Below are 18,349 nucleotides of genomic sequence, written 5' to 3'. Positions count from 1 at the left end.
GGAGCCCTCCTCACTCGGCCTTGAAGTTGGATTCCTTGACGATGCGTTTCCAGCGCTCGTTGTCCGACTCGATCAGCCGCGCGAACTCCTCGGGCGTTCCCCGGCGCGGCACATAGCTGTAGCTGCGCAGCTTGGCCAGCACGTCGGGCATCTGCATGACCTTGTCCATCTGCTGCGCGAGCTGGGCCACGATGTCGCGGGGCGTGCCCTTGGGCGCGAGCAGGCCCGACCAGGAACTGAAGCCCATGCCGTCCACGCCGGCCTCCTTGATGGTGGGCACCTGGGGAAAGACTTCGGCGCGCTGGGGCAGCAGCACGGCCAGCGCCTTGACCTTGCCCGTGCGGATCATCTCCACCGAGGTGAAGGAGTCGAACGAGAAATCCACCTCGCCCGCCACCACGGCCTGCATCTGCGGCGCCGTGCCCTTGTACTGGGCGTTGACGATGCCCGGCGCGCCAATCACCTTCTTGAACTGCTCGGTGATCAGCGAAATCATGCTGCTGCCCGAGGACACGCTCAGCGGCTTGCCCTGTTTGGCCATGGCGACCAGCTCCTGCAGGCTGTTCACGGGCAGGTCCTTGCGTGCGATGAGGACGAAGCCTACGTCGCACAGATGGCTGATGGGCTCGAAGCTGGACAGCGCCTCGTAGCTGGTCTTGTAGAGCACGGGGCTCAGGGTCTGCGCGCCGGCCGTGTTCATCAGCAGGGTGTAGCCATCGGGCGCAGCGCGGGCGGCCAGTTCCGTGCCGATGACGCCGTTGGCACCGCCCTTGTTGTCCACCACGAAGGACTGGCCGGTCAGCTCCCCGAGCTTTTGCATGGCCAGCCGCGCCACCACGTCGGTGGTGCCACCGGCGGGAAAGGGCACGATCACGCGCACGGACTTGTCGGGATAGGCAGCGGCCGCGCTTGCGTGCTGCGGCAGTCCCCAGGCTGCGGCCGCTGCCGCGCCAGCGGCCAGGAAGTGGCGGCGAGTTGTCTCCTGCATGGCTTGTCTCCTTGTGTTGCTCTATCCCGGATGGGTGGCCGGTCCATGATGGGCAACGGACATATCGCCTGTCCAATACCAAGCGCCTATGCAACGATATCTTTTGCCAATCGTCCTGCAGCCGGCCACAGGCGATCTCTCTGGACGGCCCGCTACCATCGCAGCCTGCAGCCGGGGGAACCAAAGACCATGCCCCTGGCTCCCACAGTCCGCCATGCCGCACCATCCACCTCTTCGCCACACTGCCCCCAGCACCTCGCCTTCTGGCTCCTCGCCTTTTTCCTTGCCGCCGCCAGCCTGCTTGCCACCCCTGCCGGCGCGCAGCTGCGCCTGAAGACCGGCAGCGGGGCGGCCGCGGCCGTGGACACGCCACGCGTGCGGGCCGAGCTCGTGGCCCAGGCACCCGAAGGCGTTCAGCCCGGACAGACGATGTGGCTGGGCCTGCTGATCACCCACCAGCCCGAATGGCATACCTACTGGAAGAACGCAGGTGACTCCGGCCTGGCCACCGAGCTGAACTGGCAGCTGCCTGCAGGCCTGACGGCGGGCGAGATCCAGTGGCCCGTGCCCGAGGCGCTGCGCGTGGGCCCGCTGCTCAACTACGGCTATGAGGGCCAGGTGCTGCTGCCCGTGCCCGTGCAGGTGGCCGCCGACTTCAAGCCACCCGCGTCCGGCATGCTGGACCTGCGCCTGCATGCGAACTGGCTGGTCTGCCGCGTGGAGTGCATTCCCGAGGAAGGCGATTTCCAGCTGCAGCTGCCCGTGCAGGGCAGCACGGCAGGCCAGGGTCAGGCCTTCACCCAGGCCTGGGCGCTCAAGCCCCAGGCACTGTCTGCGCCAGCCCAGGCCAAGGTGGTGCCGGCCAGCCAGCCAGCAGCAGAAGGCAGGACGCCCGACGAGCGCGTGCAGCTGCGCATCGAGGGCCTGCCGGAATCCCTGCAGGGCCGCACGCTGGACTTCTATCCCGAATCTTCCGACACCTTCCACCACGCGGCGGAACTGGGCAAGGACTGGCAGCAGCGCTGGGATGGTGCGGCCTGGGTGGCCGAGCTGCCCCTGTCCGACATGCGCGGCGACACCCCGGCCAAGCTGCCCGTGGTCCTGGCCCTGCCACCCGCCGAGCGCGCCGCAGCGCTGGAGCAAGGCCAGCCCGTGGCCTGGCGCGCCGAGGCCCCGGTCGAGGGCCGCTGGACGGCCGCCGCCATGGCCAGCGTTTCCCCCGCACTGGCCGCTGCCCTGGCGGCCAACCAGGCCGCTGCGCCTGCTGCCAGCGCCACCAGCCTCTGGATGGCCCTGCTCGGTGGCCTGGTGGGTGGACTGATCCTCAACCTCATGCCCTGCGTCTTCCCGGTGCTGGCCATCAAGATCCTGGGCTTTGCACGCCATGGACAGGACCGCCGCGCCCAGCGCCTGGGCGGGCTGGCCTATACGGCGGGCGTGGTGCTGTCCTTCCTGGCCCTAGGCGGACTGCTGCTGGCCCTGCGCGCGGCGGGCGAGCAGCTGGGCTGGGGCTTTCAGCTGCAGTCGCCGGCCATCGTGGCCCTGCTGGCAGCCCTGTTCACGCTGCTGGGGCTGAACCTGGCAGGCCTGTTCGAGTTCGGCTCCATGCTCCCCGGCCGCTGGGCTGCGGCCCATGCGCGCCATCCGGTGGCCGATGCCTTTCTGTCCGGCGTGCTGGCCGTGGCCATTGCCTCGCCCTGCACGGCGCCGTTCATGGGCGCCTCACTGGGCTTTGCCATCGACATGCCGGCCCTGCAGGCGCTGACGGTGTTCGCCGCTCTGGGCCTGGGCATGGCCCTGCCCTATCTGCTGGCCAGCTTCGTCCCCGCCGTGGTGCGCTGGCTGCCGCGCCCGGGCGCCTGGATGGATACCTTCCGCCGCGCCATGGCCTTCCCCATGTTCGCCACCGTGGTCTGGCTGGTCTGGGTGCTGGGGCACCAAAGCGGCATCGACGCCGCCACCGCGCTGCTGGCCCTGCTGCTGGCCTTCAGCGCCCTGGTCTGGACGCTGACGCTCAAGGGCCGCACGCGGGCCGTGCTGGCCACGCTGGCCGTGGTGCTGGCAGGTGCGCTGCTGGCCACCACCGCGCCCCTGATCACCACGCCTGCCCAGGCCGAGGGCACGGGCACGGCGTCCGCTGCAGGCGAGCGCTGGCAGCCCTGGTCGGCCGCCCGCGTGGCCGAGCTGCAGGCGGCGGGCAAGCCCGTGTTCGTGGACTACACGGCCGCCTGGTGCGTGACCTGCCAGGTCAACAAGCGCACCACGCTCAACCATGAGGAGGTGCTGGCCGCCTTCGACAAGCACGGCGTGACCCTGCTGCGCGCCGACTGGACGCGGCGCGACCCTGCGATCACCGCTGCGCTGCAGCAACTGGGCCGCAGCGGCGTGCCCGTCTATGTGCTGCATGCGCCGGGCAAGCCCCCGGTGGTACTCAGCGAGCTGCTATCGAAGAGCGAGGTACTGGGGGCATTGGCCACGCTTTGACGGCACGCCCTCCTGGGACAAACCCCGATTTTGGGTAGGTCCCAGGCCTACATTTGTTGCAGCGCACGCCGTCCTAGACTGGATGCATCCGGGGAATACCGCAATCCGAACGCTAGGCGCCGCGGCTGCCGCCCGACTCCGGAGACCCGCCCGCGCGGCAACTGCCCGCCCTGCACGACACAGGAGGTGGGCCATGCATGCACTGATCACCCATTCGCACCCTTCGGGGGTGCACCATCGTTCACGCGGCAAGGGTTTGCTGCTGGCGCTGGGGCTTGCCAGCCTGGCCGTGGCGGGGATCGTCCTGCCCTTTGTCTGGGACCTGCTGGGCTTCGTCAACGGATTGCCCAAGATGGGATGGCTGCAGTCCATCCTGGCGGTCTCGCCGGTGTTCAGCTGGCTGATGATGTTCGCCTGGGGCCTGGCCGTTCCCGTGGCGCTGATCTATGCGCTCTACCACCCGCAGACCCATCCCTGGGGCAATGCCGCCATGGTGGCGGGCGCCATGTTCATCGCCGTCACCTGGTACGTGCACATGCCCGCCGCATCGCAGTGCACGGCGATGTACCCGCAGACCGCCATGGCCTGCTCGGTGCTGCAATGGGGCTTCAGCATGAGCCTGGGCGTGGCAACGGCGGCCTATGTGTTCCTGGTCTTCATGATTGCGCTGTCCTCGCTGGGGCTGCTGGCCGAATGCGTTGCGCGCAATGAGCCGCCCAGGCCCTGAATCCGCAGGGTCTTGCGCAAGCGTCCCGGCCGCCGATTTTTTGCCGCCGGGCCGCCCCAAGGCAAAAAGCGGCCCCCTCGGGGGGGGGCAGCGGACCTTGCGCAGCAAAGGGAGTGGGGGCTTCTTTTATAATGGCCGCTGGGTGTCCAGACCGCATGGGGCGGCAGGACAGGTGTTGATAGCGCAGGTCGGGCCGCCTGCGCACTGGGGCCGCAAGGCCCCTTTGCTGCTTTGCACATGAACACCTACACGACCCCGCGGCCGTCCGGCCCGCGCACGCCCCTTTTCCTGTCTTTCGCCGATCGCGTCGGCGCCTTCCTGTCCCGCTGGTCCCATGCCGAGGCCGCGGGCGGCATCGTGCTGCTGCTGGCTGCGGCCGCCGCCCTGGTCTGGGCGAACTCCGGCTGGGCCGGTTCCTATGAGGCGCTGTGGCACACGCCGCTGAGCGTGGGCCTGGGCCCGTGGCAGCTGTCGCAATCCCTGCATTTCTGGGTCAACGATGCGCTGATGAGCGTGTTCTTTCTCGTGGTCGGCATGGAGATACGCCGCGAGATGCATTCCGGCGCACTGGCCCAGCCGCGCCAGGCGCTGCTGCCCGTGATGGCCGCGCTGGGCGGCGTGGTGGCGCCGGCCCTGATCTTCCTGGCCTTCAACGCCGCGCCGCCGCTGCGCAATGGCTGGGCCGTGCCCACGGCCACCGACATCGCCTTTGCCATGGGCGTGCTGGCCCTGCTGGGCCGGGGCCTGCCGCCCGCGCTGCGCGTGTTCCTGCTGGCGCTGGCCATCATCGACGACCTGGTGGCCGTGCTCATCATTGCGCTGTTCTATTCGGGCGGGCTGCAGTGGGACCAGCTGCTGGTGGCCGCCGCCGGCCTGGCCGGCGTGTTCCTGCTGCAGTCGCTGGGCGTGCGCCGCGCCTGGGCCTATGTGCTGCCGGGCGCCGTGCTCTGGTGGGGCATCTGGCAGACCGGCGCCCATCCCACGCTGGCCGGCGTGGTGCTGGGCCTGGTGACGCCCGTGCACGCACTGGCAGGCCGCGAAAGCGCAGCGCCCGTGGAGCGTGTGCAGGCGGACCTGCATCCCTGGGTGGCCTTTGGCGTGATGCCGCTGTTTGCGCTGGCCAATGCCGGCGTGCCGCTGCAGGGCGCGGGCACCGCTGGCATTGATGTGGCGGGCACGTCGGCCGTGATGTGGGGCGTGGCCCTGGCCCTGGTACTGGGCAAGCCGCTGGGCGTGCTGCTCAGCTGCTGGCTGGCCGTGCGCCTGCGGATGTGCGCGCTGCCGCCAGGCATGGGCTGGGGCGACACGCTGCTGGCAGGCCTGCTGGCAGGCATTGGCTTCACCATGGCCATCTTCATCGCCACGCTGGCCTTTGACAGCGAGGCCCTGCTCAATGCCGCCAAGCTGGGGGTGCTGATGGCGTCGGCCACGGCCGCCGTGCTGGGCCTGGCCTGGGGCCTGGTGCTTCGCCGCCGCCATGCTGCGGCCGCGACAGTGCAGCCGGCCTGATCCGCATGCGCTGCGTACACTGCGGCGCATGAGTGATACAGCCACAGACTCCCGCCTGCGTGACATCCTCGTGCAGTGCCGCACCCTGGCCGTGGTCGGCCTGTCGCCGCAGCCCGACCGGCCCAGCCACCAGGCCTCGCAGTACATGCAGCGCCACGGCTACCGCATCGTTCCCGTGAACCCCGTGGTGGCACGCGAAGGCGGACGCATCCTGGGCGAGCCCGTCCATGCCAGCCTGGCCGACGCTGCGGCCGCGCTGGCTGCCCAGGGCCTGCGCATCGACATGGTCGATTGCTTCCGAAAGAGCGAGGACATCCCGCCGCTGGCCGCCGAGGCCGTTGCCATCGGCGCGCGCTGCCTGTGGCTGCAATTGGGCGTGGTCAACGACAAAGCCCTGGAACTGGCCCGCGCTGCAGGCCTGTGGACCGTGCAGGACCGCTGCGTGAAGATCGAGCACCAGCGCCTTCTGGCCGATGCCCCAGCCGCTGCCCGGTAGCTCAGGAATTGCCCATGAAAAAGGCCGCAGCCCCTGAAAGGCTGCGGCCTGCAATTGGCGTGGACCAAGGCCCGGTCAGTCCGGTGCAGGTTACCTGCCTCCGTCCGGGTGTCTGCTTCAGCCCACATCCAGCATCATGCACGGTCTTTGTGACAGCCCTGTGATGCACATCACGGTCCGGCTCACTGCACAAGAAGCCGGATCCGCCCTCTCTTTCCGAAAATTCCCCGATTCCCCCAGGCACCGGGACGGCCTCAGCCGCGCCGCGTGAACAGGCGCATGTAGCGCGAAGGCAGGTCCTGCATGCGCATCATGATGGGCAGGTCTGCCGTGTTGAAGTCGCTGTCCCAGGCCGGCGCGCCCAGCACCTTGGCGCCCGTGCGCAGATAGCCCTGGATCAGCGCGGGCGGCTCCACGCTCATGCCGCTGGTGCTGACCGATGCCAACTCCTCGGGCAGGGCCACGCGGGGACGCACCTGCAGCTCGGGCTCGGCCAGATGGGTCTGGCGCAGTTGCTGCCAGACGCGCGCCGGGCCCTCGCCGTGGGCCAGGCCCGGGTACTGCATGGGAATGCTGGCGCAGCCGACCATGGCGTCCAGCTGGTTGCGCTGCATGAATTCGGCCAGGGCGCCCCACAGCGCCAGGATCACGCCGCCCTGGCGGTGCGACGCATGCACGCAGCTGCGGCCCAGCTCCACCATGCGCGGGCGCCAGGCGTGCAGCGGGGCGAGGTCGAATTCCTGGTCGGAGTACAGGCCCCCGGCGCGCAGCGCCTGGGTGGGCGTGAGCAGGCGGTAGGTGCCGATGACCACGCCCCGGTCGGCGTCGCAGACCATCAGGTGTTCGCAGAAATCGTCGAAGGCGTCGATGTCGTGTCCGGCCAGCGGGGTCTGCAGCACGGCGCCCATCTCGGCGGCGAACACCGCGTGGCGCAGGCGCTGCACCTGTCGCACCTCGTCGAGATGTCGGGCCCAGCGCACATCCAGCCGCAGCGGCTTGTCCGCGGCCTGGGGTGGCTGGAGAAGCGCGGAAAGCGGGGGCTTGGCGACGTCGATCGCCGCGTTGCGAAGGGTGTCAAGAACGTCCATATGCCCGCCTTCCTCGTCATGTTGGACGCAGTCGGTGACCTGCCTGTGCCACTCGGTTTGCCTGCGTGCCGCCATTGTGGAAAGCCGCCATGAAAGTCCCGCGACGGTTGCGTTACAGCAACATGTCACACCGCACTGCAATGGTGCACTGCAGCAAATGCCTCTATGACAGGTGTTGCGCGCAAGTTGGTGCACGCCATCCCAGGGTTGGCATGTCGTCAAGAATGAAACAAATTGTGCGTTAATGACAGGGCCGCATGCCCGGCCATCGCGGCTTGCGGAGTCCTCAGTCTTCCCTTGCCGCGCCATGCTCCAGACCCTTCGCTCCAAGATTCTTGCCATCAGCACAGCCACCGTGGTCGGCGCCCTTGCCATCACGGGGGCCGCCACGTACCACATCGTCCGCGGCAGCACGTTCCAGACCATCGAACAGGATCTGGATGCCATCACCGCAGGCAACACCATGGCCATCGACCAGTGGGTGGCCTCCAAGGCACGCGCCGTCAGCGCCGCCGCCGCCGTGATCGAGCATGGCGACCCGCAAGGCTTTGCCGCCCACATGGGCCAGGCCAGCGGCTTTCCCATCACCACGGTGGGCTGGGAAGACAAGACCTACAAGTCCACCACCAGCACCCCGCCCGACTACGACCCCACGGCCCGCCCCTGGTACAAGAGCGCCGTGCAGGCCGGCAAGCTGACGCTGACCAAGCCCTATGGCGACTCCACCACGGGCGTGCCCTATGTGGCCTTCGTGGCGCCCATGCTGCGCGGCGGCGCGCTGCAGGGCGTGATCAGCGGCGCCGTGCCGCTGGAGGGCGTGCGCGAGGTGGTCTCCGCCATCCGCCCCACGCCCGGCAGCCTGGGCTTTGTGGTCAGCCGTGACGGCCAGGTGCTGGCGCATGCCGATGCCAAGCTGCTGCTCAAGCCCACCTCCGACCTCTCCGAGCTGCTGACGCCGGCTGCGCTGACCGCGCTGGCCAGCGCCACGGCGCCGCTGGAAGTGAACCTGGGCGGCAGCGCCAAGCTGCTCAAGGCCCGCCCGGTGCAGGGCACGGACTGGCTGCTGGTGGTGGCGCTGGACAAGGCCGAGGCCACGACCGGCCTGCAAAGCGTGCTCAAGACGCTTGCCATTGCCATCGTGCTGCTGGCCTGCCTGGCCACGGCCGTGGCGGCGGCGCTGACGGCCCAGTCCTTCCGGCGCCTGTCGCAGGTACGCGACGCCATGGACAAGATCGGCTCGGGCGGCGGCGACCTGACGCAGCGCCTGCCGGTGTCGGGCAATGACGAAGTGGCGCAGATCGCCTCGTCCTTCAACGGCTTCGTCGAGCAGATCGGCACCGTGCTCAAGGATGTGCGCAACGGCGTGGAGTCCATGAAGACCGCCACCGACGAGATCAAGCTGGGCAACCTGGACCTGTCCAACCGCACCGAGTCCTCGGCCAGCAGCCTGCAGGAGACCTCGGCCTCGCTGTCGCAGCTGACGGCCAATGTGCGCCAGTCGGCCGAGGCGGCCGCCATGGCCACGCGCCTGGCCCAGTCGGCCAGCAGCTCGGCCACCAAGGGTGGCGACGTGGTGGGCAGCGCCGTGAGCACCATGGACGACATCTCCAAGGCCTCGTCCAAGATCGGCGAGATCATCGGCGTCATCGACGCCATCGCCTTCCAGACCAACATCCTGGCGCTCAATGCCGCCGTCGAGGCAGCCCGCGCGGGTGAGCAGGGCCGGGGCTTTGCCGTGGTGGCGGCAGAAGTGCGCAGCCTGGCCCACCGCAGCGCGGCGGCCGCCAAGGAGATCAAGACCCTGATCGACGCCTCGGGCGCCAGCGTGGCCATGGGCACGGACCGCGTGCGCGCGGCCGGCCAGACCATGGGCGAGATCGTGGAGGGCATCCAGCGCGTCTCCCAGATCATTGTCGAGATCAACGGCGCCATGACCGAGCAGAGCGTGGGCATCGGCCAGATCAACCAGGCCGTGGCCGACATGGACCGCGCCACGCAGCAGAACGCCGCGCTGGTGGAGGAGTCCACCGCCGCATCGTCCGTGCTCAACGAGCAGGCCCACCACCTGTCGCGCACGGTGGCCGGCTTCACGCTGGAAGGGCGTGCGCCTGCCCGGGATCAGCTGCTGCTCACCAACTGAGCCGCAGCAAGCGACGGGCTCAGGCCTGGGCCGGCGCTCCCAGGCGCTGGGACAGGCTGCGCGCCTGGGCCTGCAGCAGCAGGGCCGGCCGGCCTTGCAGGTCCAGGTCCAGCGTGGCCGAAGGGCCGATGGCGGCAATGGCCAGCACCAGCTGGCCAAAGCCGTCGAACACCGGCACGGCCAGCGCGCTCACGCCTGACAGCAGCTGGTTCTCGACCCGGCTCAGGCGGCTGGCGCGGATGGCGGCCAGCTCCTTTGCAAAGGCGGGCTCGTCCAGGCTGTGGCCTTCCGCGTCCAGCAGGGGCGCGATGCGCCCGGGCTCGCCAAAGGCCGCAAAGATCTTTCCCGTGGCCGTGTGGCGCAGCGATGCGGGCGTGCCGTGGCGCATGGCCACATAGACATGGGTGGGCCCCTCTTCCACGCGGATGATGGTCGGCCCCTGGCCGCTCCACATGGCAATCGACACCGTGCTGCCCACCTCCTGCGCCAGCGCGGGCAGCTCGGCAATCGCCAGGCGCACGGGATCGGCCTGCTGCAGGCTGATCAGCCCCATCTGTATGGCCAGCGGCCCCAGGCCGTAGTGGCCGCTGGCGCGGTCCTGCTCCATCAGGCCCAGCTTGCAGAAGCTCACCAGGTAGGGGTGGGCCTTGGCCGCCGTCATGCCGGCCTCGCGCGCCAGATCCTTCAGCGCCATGCGCCGGCCCGTGCGCGCCAGCGCCTTGAGCAGCTGGCCGCCGACCTCCACGCTCTGGATGCCGCGCGGGCCGCGCGCGGGCTCGTCATCGGCGCTGTCGGAGGGGAAGACGGGGTCGTTCGGGGAGGAGGCGGCATCGGACATGGCAGGCATTGTGAAGGCTGGAACCCGAAGTTTGCGGCTCCGAGGGTTTTTCACTATGTCAAATGAATTGTTCAATGTTGAATTTTTCCCTAGCATTCAGGCATTCGATAAAAACAAATGCATTTGTCCATCTCAAAAGCAGGATGCCCATGACCACCAAGACCTTTGCCTCCGCCGCCGACCTCGAAATCAAGCAGGTCAGCTTCGACAAGCTCTCCGAGCACGCCTATGCCTACACGGCCGAAGGCGACCCCAACACCGGCATCATCATTGGCGACGACGCCGTGATGGTGATCGACACCCAGGCCACGCCCGTCATGGCCCAGGACGTGATCCGCCGCATCCGCGAGGTCACGGACAAGCCCATCAAGTACGTGACGCTGTCGCACTACCACGCGGTGCGCGTGCTGGGCGCCTCGGCCTTCTTCGCGGAAGGCGCCGAACACATCATCGCCAGCCAGGACACCTACGACCTCATCGTGGAGCGCGGCGAGCAGGACAAGGCCAGCGAGATCGGCCGCTTTCCCCGCCTGTTCCAGAACGTGGAAAGCGTGCCCGACGGCATGACCTGGCCCACCCTCACCTTCACCGGCAAGATGACGCTGTGGCTGGGCAAGCTGGAAGTGCAGATCCTGCAGCTGGGCCGCGGCCACACCAAGGGCGACACCGTGGTCTGGCTGCCCCAGGACAAGGTGCTGTTCAGCGGCGACCTGGTGGAGTTCGGCGCCACGCCCTATGCGGGCGATGCCTACTTCCAGGACTGGCCGCACACGCTGGACGCCATCGCCGCCCTGCAGCCCGAAAAGCTCGTGCCCGGCCGGGGCGCCGCGCTGCAGACGCCGGCCGAGGTGCAGGCCGGCCTGGCCGGCACGCGCGACTTCATCAGCGACCTGTGGACCGAGGTCAAGGCCGGCGCCGACGCCAAGCAGGACCTGCGCAAGGTCTACGAGGCCGCCTTCGCCAAGCTGCAGCCCAAGTACGGCCAGTGGGTGATCTTCAACCACTGCATGCCCTTCGATGTGACCCGCGCCTATGACGAGGCATCGGGCCACGCCGACCCGCGCATCTGGACCGCCGAGCGCGACCGCCAGATGTGGCTGGCGCTCGAAGGCTGATGCACGGCGGCGTCCGGGCCTGAACACCGGCACGCCCGCCCCTCGCACCCGTCCGTGAACCGGCGCCCTGGCGCGCCGGCGGGGATGGCTGCGCCCTTTTTTTCCACACTGCCCACGCCAGAGGACGAACACCATGTCCCACCCCGCCATCTCCCTGCAAGCGCTGCGCGGCAGCGGCGCAGACATACAGTCCATCCACATTCCCTACGAGCGCCATGCCGACCAGGACGCCGGTGCGGACACGCCTGCCCGGCATCCCGTGGTCATCGTCGGCGCCGGCCCCGTGGGCCTGTCGCTGGCCATCGACCTGGCCCAGCGCGGCCAGCGCGTGGTGCTGCTGGACAACGACTGCCGGCTGTCCACGGGCTCGCGCGCCATCTGCTTTTCCAAGCGCACTCTGGAGATCTGGGACCGCCTGGGCGTGGGCCAGCCCATGGTGGACAAGGGCGTGTCCTGGAACCTGGGCAAGGTCTTCTTCAAGGACCAGCCGCTGTACCGCTTCGACCTGCTGCCCGAGGACGGCCACGAGCGCCCGGCCTTCATCAACCTGCAGCAGTACTACGCCGAGGCCTACCTGGTCGAGCGCGCACTGCAGCTGCCGCTGATCGACCTGCGCTGGCACAGCAAGGTCACGGCACTGGAGCCGCAGGCCGAGGGCGCGCTGCTGACCGTGGAGACACCCGACGGCAGCTACCGCATCGATGCGCAATGGGTCCTGGCCTGCGACGGCTCGCGCTCGCCGCTGCGCGGCCTGCTGGGCCAGGAAAGCCATGGCCGCATCTTCCGCGACCGCTTCCTGATCGCCGACGTGAAGATGCATGCCGAATTCCCCACCGAGCGCTGGTTCTGGTTCGACCCGCCCTTCCACCCGGGCCAGAGCGTGCTGCTTCACCGCCAGCCCGACGATGTCTGGCGCATCGACTTCCAGCTGGGCTGGGACGCGGACCCCGAGGAAGAGAAAAAGCCCGAGAACATCGTGCCGCGCATCCGCGCCCTGCTGGGCAAGGACGCGCCCTTCGAGCTGGAATGGGCCAGCGTCTACACCTTCGCCTGCCTGCGCATGGACCGCTTCGTCCATGGCCGCGTGGTCTTCGCGGGCGACAGCGCCCACGGCGTCTCGCCGTTTGGCGCACGCGGCGCCAACAGCGGCGTGCAGGATGCCGAGAACCTGGCCTGGAAGCTGGACCGCGTGCTGCGCGGCCAGGCCGATGCCTCGCTGATCGCCACCTACGGCGCCGAGCGCGAATACGCGGCCGACGAGAACATCCGCAACTCCACGCGCGCCACCGACTTCATCACGCCCAAGAGCGAGATCAGCCGCCTGTTCCGCGACGCCGTGCTGGACCTGGCGCGCGACCATGAATTCGCGCGCCGCATCGTCAACAGCGGGCGGCTGTCCGTGCCGGCCACGCTGCATGGCTCCGCGCTCAACACGCCTGACACCGACACCTTCGACGGAACGCAGCTGCCCGGCGCCGTGCTGGCCGATGCGCCCATGCGCCGGCCCGGCGCAGACGGCACGGCCTGGCTGCTGCGCGCTCTGGGACCGGACTTCACGCTGCTGCACTTCGGCCCCACGCCCGCCTGGGCGCAGGCGCTGCCCGGCGTGCTCAACCTGTCCATTGCGGCCGAGGGCGAGGCCCATGCGCCAGACGCCGACCTCATCGATGCGCGCGGCCTGGCGGCCAAACGCCTGGATGCGCGCCCCGGCACCAGCTACCTGCTGCGGCCTGACCAGCATGTCTGCGCCCGCTGGCGCCGCCCCGACGAAGCCAGCGTGCGTGCCGCGCTGCAAAGAGCCTGCGGCGCCGCCGCCACGGCCTGAACCTCTTACGCCCCATCCACAGGAGACTGCCATGCTGCTGTCCACCCACCCCAACCTGCAGGCCTGCGACGATTTCTACGAAGCCCTGATCGCCACCCACCAGGGGCTCGATACCGCGCAAAGCCATGCCCTCAATGCCCGCCTCGTGCTGCTGCTGGCCAACCACATTGGCCACCAGGGCACCTTGCTGCATGCGCTCGAACTGGCCCGCGCCAGCGCAGGACTTGCCCCTGCCGGCGCGGACCCCGCCGAGCGCGGCGCCGTGACGCCGGTCGCCCCGGTGCACGCGGCAGCCTGAAGCCGCGCGCCGCCGCCCGTGCGGCGGCCTGCCATCCCCACAAAGGCGCCCGCCTCACACCTTGGACATCTCACAAGGGCGCCGCATACAACATGGAGACAAGGATGCAACGCAAGCAGTTTCTGGCCGCACTGGCCTGCTCGGGCCTGGCCCTGGCCGCAGGGCCTGCCGCCCTGGCACAGGACAAGCCCCTGGAATGGGTCGTGGGCTATGCGGCCGGCGGCGGCTCGGACGTGGTCGCCCGCGTCATCGCCGAGGCCATGGGTCGCAACATGGAGCGGGTCATCGTCATCAACAACAAGCCAGGCGCGGGCACCAACATCGCGGCCGAGTACAGCGCCCGCTCGCGCGACTACGGCAACCTCATGTTCACGGCCGACTTCGCCACGCTGGCGGCCAACCCCTTCCTGTTCAGCAAGCTCAACTACAACGCCGAGCGCGACTTCAAGCCCGTGGGCATGCTGGTGCGCTTTCCCATGCTGCTGGTGGTCAACAACGAGGTGCCCGCCACCAATCTCGCCGAATTCCTGGCCTGGGCCAAACAGCAAAAGACCGGCGTGAGCTGGGGCTCGGCCGGCCTGGGCAGCCCCCACCACCTGGTGGGCGAACTGTTCCGCGAACAGGCGGGCATCAGCAACATGACCCATGTGCCCTACCGTGGCGCCGCTCCGGCCGTGCAGGACGTGGTCGGCGGCCAGATTCCCGCCATGTGGGCCGACAGCGCCACCATCATTCCCTTCCTGAGCGAGAAAAAGCTCAAGGCCATCGGCGTGGCCAGCCCCGCCCGCGTGGATGTGCTGCCCCAGATCGCCACGCTGCAGGAGCAGGGTCTGAAAGGTTTCGAGGGCTATGCCTGGCAGGGCATCGTCGTGCCCACGGGCAGCTCGGCCGAGGTGGTCAAGAAGTTCAGCCAGTCGCTGCAGCAGGCCCTGGCCGACACCCGCACCAAGGCACGCCTGGCCGCCATGGGCGTGGAACCCATGCCCGGCAGCGCCGACCAGATGGGCCAGTTCGTACGCGCCGAGCGCAGCAAGTGGGGCCGGGTGATCTCGGCCAACAACATCAAGCTGGATTGAGCGCCCCGCTGCAGATGCAAAAAGGCTGCCGGTCCGGCAGCCTTTTTTCGTTGTGGCGGAGGGTTGCGTCTCAGGCCACCGCCTCCGCACTGCGCCCCATCCCCAGATAGGTATCGATGATGCGCCGGTCGTGCAGCAGCTCCCTGGCCGCGCCGCTGAGGGCCACGGCGCCCATCTCCAGCACGTAGGCACGGTCGGCCACCTTGAGGGCAGCGCGCGCATTCTGCTCGACCAGCAGCACCGAGACGCCGTGGTCGCGCAGGCCGGCCACGACCTGCAGCACCTCGCGCACGATCAGCGGCGCCAGGCCCAGCGAGGGCTCGTCCAGCAGCAGCAGGCGCGGGCGCGCCATCAGCGCGCGGCCGATGGCCAGCATCTGGCGCTCGCCGCCCGACAGGGTGGAGGCCATCTGCGGGCGCCGCTCCCTCAGGCGCGGGAAGATGGCAAAGACCTCGTCCATGCGCTGCGCCTGGTCGCGCAGGCCCCGGCGCCAGCGCGAGAAGCCGCCCAGCAGCAGGTTGTCCTCCACCGACATCTCACCGAACAGCTCGCGCTTTTCGGGCACCAGGGCCACGCCGTTGGCCACCATGACCTCGACGCCGGGGCGTGCGATGCGCTTGCCGTCCAGATGGATCTCGCCGCGCGAGGGCAGCAGGCCCATGGCGGCCGACAGCAGCGTGGTCTTGCCCGCGCCGTTGGGGCCGATGACGGTGACGATCTCGCCGCTGCGCACATCCAGATCCACCTGGTGCACGGCCTCCACGGGGCCGTAGGACACGCTCAGGCCCTTGAGCTGCAAAAGGGTGTCGCTCATGCCGTCTCTCCCGTTGCCTCGTCGTCGTCGCCGCCGCCCAGGTAGGCATCCAGCACGCGCTGGTTGACCTGGATCTGGGCCGGCGTGCCTTCGGCAATCACGGTGCCGAACTCCAGCACCGTGATGCGGTCCGCAAGATTCATGACGAACTCCATGTCGTGCTCCACGACGAGAATGCCCAGCCCCTCGGCGCGCAGCTGGCGCAGCAGGTCGGCCAGGGCCTGTTTTTCCAGGTGGCGCAGGCCGGCGGCCGGCTCGTCCAGCAGCAGGGCCGCCGGCTGGCCGGCCAGGGCGCGTGCGATCTCCACGATGCGCTGCTGGCCCAGGGCCAGCGAGGCGGCCGGCACGTCGGCGAAGGCGCCCAGGCCGCAGCGCTCGATCTGGCGGCGCGCCTCGGCCAGCACCGAGGCCTCCTCGGCCCGGTCCAGGCGCAGCATGGAGGCCAGCCAGCCCCGGTGCGCACGCCGGTGCGCGCCCACGGCCACGTTCTCCAGCACGCTGCGCTGGCCCAGCAGGCGCACATGCTGGAAGGTGCGGCCCAGGCCCAGGGCGGCAAAGCGGCGCGAGGGCGCATCGTTCATGGCCTGGTCCATGAAGCGGACCTGGCCCTCGGTGGGCGAGTCCACGCCCGAGATCATGTTGAAGAAAGTGCTCTTGCCCGCGCCGTTGGGGCCGATCAGCGCATGCACCTCTCCGGCCTTGAGCGTCATGGCCACATCGTTGTTGGCCACCAGGCCGCCAAAGCGCTTGGTCACATGCTCGGCCGCCAGCAGCACCTGGCCCGTAGCGGGCAGCGCGCGCTGCGCCAGCGGCGCCGCGTCCGCCAGCTTCAGATCGGACACGGGCCGGCGCACCCAGCGTGCCGTGAGCGCCTGCAGCGTGGGCCACAGGCCTTCTGCAAAGCGCTGCAGCACCAGCACCATCAGCAGGCCGAAGACGATGACCTCGAAGTTGCCGCTGGTGCCCAGCAGGGCCGGCAATATGTCCTGCAGCTTTTGCTTGACCAGGGTGATCAGCGTGGCGCCCAGCACCGCGCCCCACAGGTGGCCGGCGCCGCCGACCACGGCCATGAACAGGTACTCGATGCCCACGTTGAGGTTGAAGGGCGCCGGGCTCACGAAGCGCTGCATGTGGGCGTAGAGCCAGCCCGACAGCGTGGCCAGCAGGGCCGCCAGCACGAAGAGCTTGACGCGGTAGTGCGCCGTGTCGATGCCCATGGACTCGGCCATGACGCGGCCGCCGCGCAGCGCGCGGATGGCCCGGCCCTCGCGCGAGTCCAGCAGGTTGTGCAGCAGCCACAGCGCCACCAGCAGCACGGCCCAGATCACCACGCCCATGGCGCGCGGCGAGGCCAGCGAGACGCCGCCGATCACCAGCGGCGCAATGCCCGTGATGCCGGTCTGCCCGCCCAGGAACTCCATGTTGCCGAACAGGTAGTACAGGCTCAGCCCCCAGGCGATGGTGCACAGCGGCAGGTAGTGGCCCTGCAGCTTGACCGTGACCGCGCCCAGCAGCCAGGCCACGACGAAGGTGATGAGCAGGCCCAGCGCCAGGCCCACCCAGGGCAGGCCCGCCGCGCCCACCAGCCCGCCCAGCGCCGCCACCGAGGCAGGCGCCGTGCAGACCCAGGCCGTGGCATAGGCGCCGATGCCCACGAAGGCCGCCTGGCCGAACGAGGTCATGCCGCCCACGCCGGTCAGCATCACCAGGCCTGCGGCCACCATGGCGAACAGGCCGATGTAGCTGAGGATGACGACGGTGAAATCGGGCAGGAAGCCCCAGGACGCGGCCAGCAGCGCAATGGCCGCCACCGTGAGCACGCGCGTGCTGATGCCGCCCGAAGCGGCCTTGGCAGGCGCCGCGGCCTGCGAGGAAACGGGGGCGCTCATTCTTCTTCCTCCACATGGTGGCTATTGCGCGATCGCCACCACAGCACCGGGATGATCAGCGTGAACACCAGCACCTCCTTGTAGGCACTGGCCCAGAACGACGAGAAGGCCTCCAGCAGCCCGACCAGCAGCGCGCCGGCCAGGGCCAGCGGGTAGCTGGCCAGCCCGCCCACGATGGCGGCCACGAAGCCCTTGAGGCCGATCAGAAAGCCGGTGTCGTAGTACACCGTGGTCAGCGGCGCGATCAGCAGGCCCGAGATGGCGCCGATCAGCGCGGCCAGCGCAAAGCTCACGTCGCCGGCCATGGCCGTGGGAATGCCCATGAGGCGTGCGCCCACGCGGTTGATGGCCGTGGCGCGCAGCGCCTTGCCGATCATGGAGCGCTCGAAGAACACGAACAGCAGGGCCACCAGCACCAGGGTCACGCCCACAACCACCAGGGACTGGCCCGAGATCGTGATGTCGCCCAGGCGCAGCTGCGCCTCGGAAAACGCGGGGGTGCGCGAGCCTTCGGCCCCGAAGAACAGCAGCCCCAGGCCGACCAGCACGCCGTGCATGGCCACCGAGACGATGAGCAGCATCAGCACCGAGGCATGGGCCAGCGGCCGGTAGGCCAGGCGGTACAGCAGCGGCCCCATGGGCGTGATCAGCACCAGGGTGGCCAGCGCCTGCAGCATCAGCGAGGAAGGGCGCAGCCCCCAGGCCAGGGCCACGGCAATGGCCGGCAGCGCCAGGCACCACAGGAAGGTGGCGGGCCAGCTCACCTGGCTGCCCGCGCGCCAGCGCAACAGGTCCACCACCAGCACGGCGGCGGCCAGGGCCAGCAGCAGCCACAGCGTGGTGGGCACGCGGCCGGCCTGCATCATGGCCAGGGTGAGCGCGCCGAAGGCGACGAACTCGCCCTGCGGAATGAAGATGATGCGGGTGACCGAGAACACCAGCACCAGGGCCAGCGCCATCAGGCCGTAGACGGCGCCGTTGACGATGCCGTCCTGCCCCAGCAGCAGGGCGATTTGCAGATCCATGATCGACTTTCGAGCAGGCGCGGCCGAGCGCCACAGC

At 69.4% G+C, this 18,349-nt stretch carries 15 protein-coding genes; 9 read left to right on the top strand and 6 right to left on the bottom strand.

Going from position 1 to position 18,349, the window contains the following annotated elements:
* Positions 1-10 precede the first annotated feature (10 nt).
* Positions 11-988, bottom strand: coding sequence for a Bug family tripartite tricarboxylate transporter substrate binding protein (locus tag CLV01_RS03030; RefSeq protein ID WP_099732416.1), 978 nt, complete (start codon positions 986-988; stop codon positions 11-13).
* A gap of 189 nt (positions 989-1,177) precedes the next feature.
* Between CLV01_RS03030 and CLV01_RS03025 the strand changes: the two genes are divergently transcribed.
* The 4 genes from CLV01_RS03025 (at position 1,178) to CLV01_RS03005 (ending at position 6,204) form a co-directional block, all read left to right on the top strand.
* Positions 1,178-3,472: a protein-disulfide reductase DsbD family protein gene (locus tag CLV01_RS03025; protein ID WP_099735274.1), complete on the top strand. Its 2,295-nt coding sequence runs from the start codon at positions 1,178-1,180 to the stop codon at positions 3,470-3,472.
* 193 nt (positions 3,473-3,665) lie between these two features.
* Positions 3,666-4,199, top strand: a complete 534-nt coding sequence (locus tag CLV01_RS03020; RefSeq protein WP_099732418.1) for a hypothetical protein — start codon at positions 3,666-3,668, stop codon at positions 4,197-4,199.
* A gap of 237 nt (positions 4,200-4,436) precedes the next feature.
* Complete coding sequence (gene nhaA, locus CLV01_RS03010; RefSeq protein WP_099732420.1) at positions 4,437-5,708, top strand: Na+/H+ antiporter NhaA; 1,272 nt, start codon at positions 4,437-4,439, stop codon at positions 5,706-5,708.
* Positions 5,709-5,736: 28 nt separating this feature from the next.
* Positions 5,737-6,204 (top strand): CoA-binding protein, encoded by a 468-nt coding sequence (locus CLV01_RS03005; protein ID WP_034397998.1) that lies wholly within the window; start codon positions 5,737-5,739, stop codon positions 6,202-6,204.
* Positions 6,205-6,458: 254 nt separating this feature from the next.
* Here CLV01_RS03005 and CLV01_RS03000 read toward each other — a convergent pair whose 3' ends face one another.
* The gene (locus CLV01_RS03000; protein ID WP_065346541.1) at positions 6,459-7,292 is read right to left on the bottom strand and encodes a GNAT family N-acetyltransferase; all 834 of its coding nucleotides are present in this window, start codon (positions 7,290-7,292) and stop codon (positions 6,459-6,461) included.
* A 307-nt stretch (positions 7,293-7,599) separates the two neighbouring features.
* On the opposite strand from CLV01_RS03000, the gene CLV01_RS02995 reads away from it, so the two are divergent.
* A complete protein-coding gene (locus tag CLV01_RS02995) occupies positions 7,600-9,432 on the top strand; it encodes a methyl-accepting chemotaxis protein (protein ID WP_099732421.1) in 1,833 nt (610 codons plus the stop codon).
* A gap of 19 nt (positions 9,433-9,451) precedes the next feature.
* On the opposite strand, the gene CLV01_RS02990 is transcribed toward CLV01_RS02995, so the two are convergent.
* Positions 9,452-10,270 carry an IclR family transcriptional regulator gene (locus tag CLV01_RS02990; RefSeq protein ID WP_180288352.1) on the bottom strand — a complete coding sequence of 273 codons (819 nt, stop codon included), beginning with the start codon at positions 10,268-10,270 and terminating at the stop codon, positions 9,452-9,454.
* Between the two features lie 149 nt (positions 10,271-10,419).
* Here CLV01_RS02990 and CLV01_RS02985 point away from each other — a divergent pair, with 149 nt between their 5' ends.
* The 4 genes from CLV01_RS02985 (at position 10,420) to CLV01_RS02970 (ending at position 14,584) form a co-directional block, all read left to right on the top strand.
* On the top strand, positions 10,420-11,385 hold the full coding sequence (locus CLV01_RS02985) for an MBL fold metallo-hydrolase (RefSeq protein WP_099732423.1): 966 nt from the start codon (positions 10,420-10,422) through the stop codon (positions 11,383-11,385).
* Positions 11,386-11,518: 133 nt separating this feature from the next.
* Entirely contained in the window at positions 11,519-13,210 is a 1,692-nt protein-coding gene (locus CLV01_RS02980; protein WP_099732424.1) for an FAD-dependent oxidoreductase, read from the top strand.
* A gap of 31 nt (positions 13,211-13,241) precedes the next feature.
* Complete coding sequence (locus CLV01_RS02975; protein ID WP_013800326.1) at positions 13,242-13,508, top strand: DUF2783 domain-containing protein; 267 nt, start codon at positions 13,242-13,244, stop codon at positions 13,506-13,508.
* A gap of 104 nt (positions 13,509-13,612) precedes the next feature.
* Entirely contained in the window at positions 13,613-14,584 is a 972-nt protein-coding gene (locus CLV01_RS02970; RefSeq protein ID WP_034397991.1) for a Bug family tripartite tricarboxylate transporter substrate binding protein, read from the top strand.
* 70 nt (positions 14,585-14,654) lie between these two features.
* On the opposite strand, the gene CLV01_RS02965 is transcribed toward CLV01_RS02970, so the two are convergent.
* The 3 genes from CLV01_RS02965 to CLV01_RS02955 are packed head-to-tail and all read right to left on the bottom strand — an operon-like array spanning position 14,655 to position 18,312.
* On the bottom strand, positions 14,655-15,398 hold the full coding sequence (locus tag CLV01_RS02965) for an ABC transporter ATP-binding protein (protein WP_097204432.1): 744 nt from the start codon (positions 15,396-15,398) through the stop codon (positions 14,655-14,657).
* Positions 15,395-17,287: a branched-chain amino acid ABC transporter ATP-binding protein/permease gene (locus tag CLV01_RS02960; RefSeq protein ID WP_012202506.1), complete on the bottom strand. Its 1,893-nt coding sequence runs from the start codon at positions 17,285-17,287 to the stop codon at positions 15,395-15,397. The genes CLV01_RS02965 and CLV01_RS02960 overlap by 4 nt, the downstream gene beginning before the upstream one ends.
* Positions 17,284-18,312 carry a branched-chain amino acid ABC transporter permease gene (locus CLV01_RS02955; RefSeq protein ID WP_012202505.1) on the bottom strand — a complete coding sequence of 343 codons (1,029 nt, stop codon included), beginning with the start codon at positions 18,310-18,312 and terminating at the stop codon, positions 17,284-17,286. Before CLV01_RS02955 ends, CLV01_RS02960 begins: the two co-directional genes overlap by 4 nt.
* Positions 18,313-18,349 lie beyond the last annotated feature (37 nt).

The sequence above is a fragment of the Delftia sp. 60 genome (genome assembly GCF_002754395.1).
In the GTDB taxonomy this organism is placed as follows: domain Bacteria; phylum Pseudomonadota; class Gammaproteobacteria; order Burkholderiales; family Burkholderiaceae_C; genus Comamonas; species Comamonas acidovorans.
Note: the sequence above shows the minus strand (reverse complement) of the source record. Positions and strands in the feature narration are given on the sequence as shown.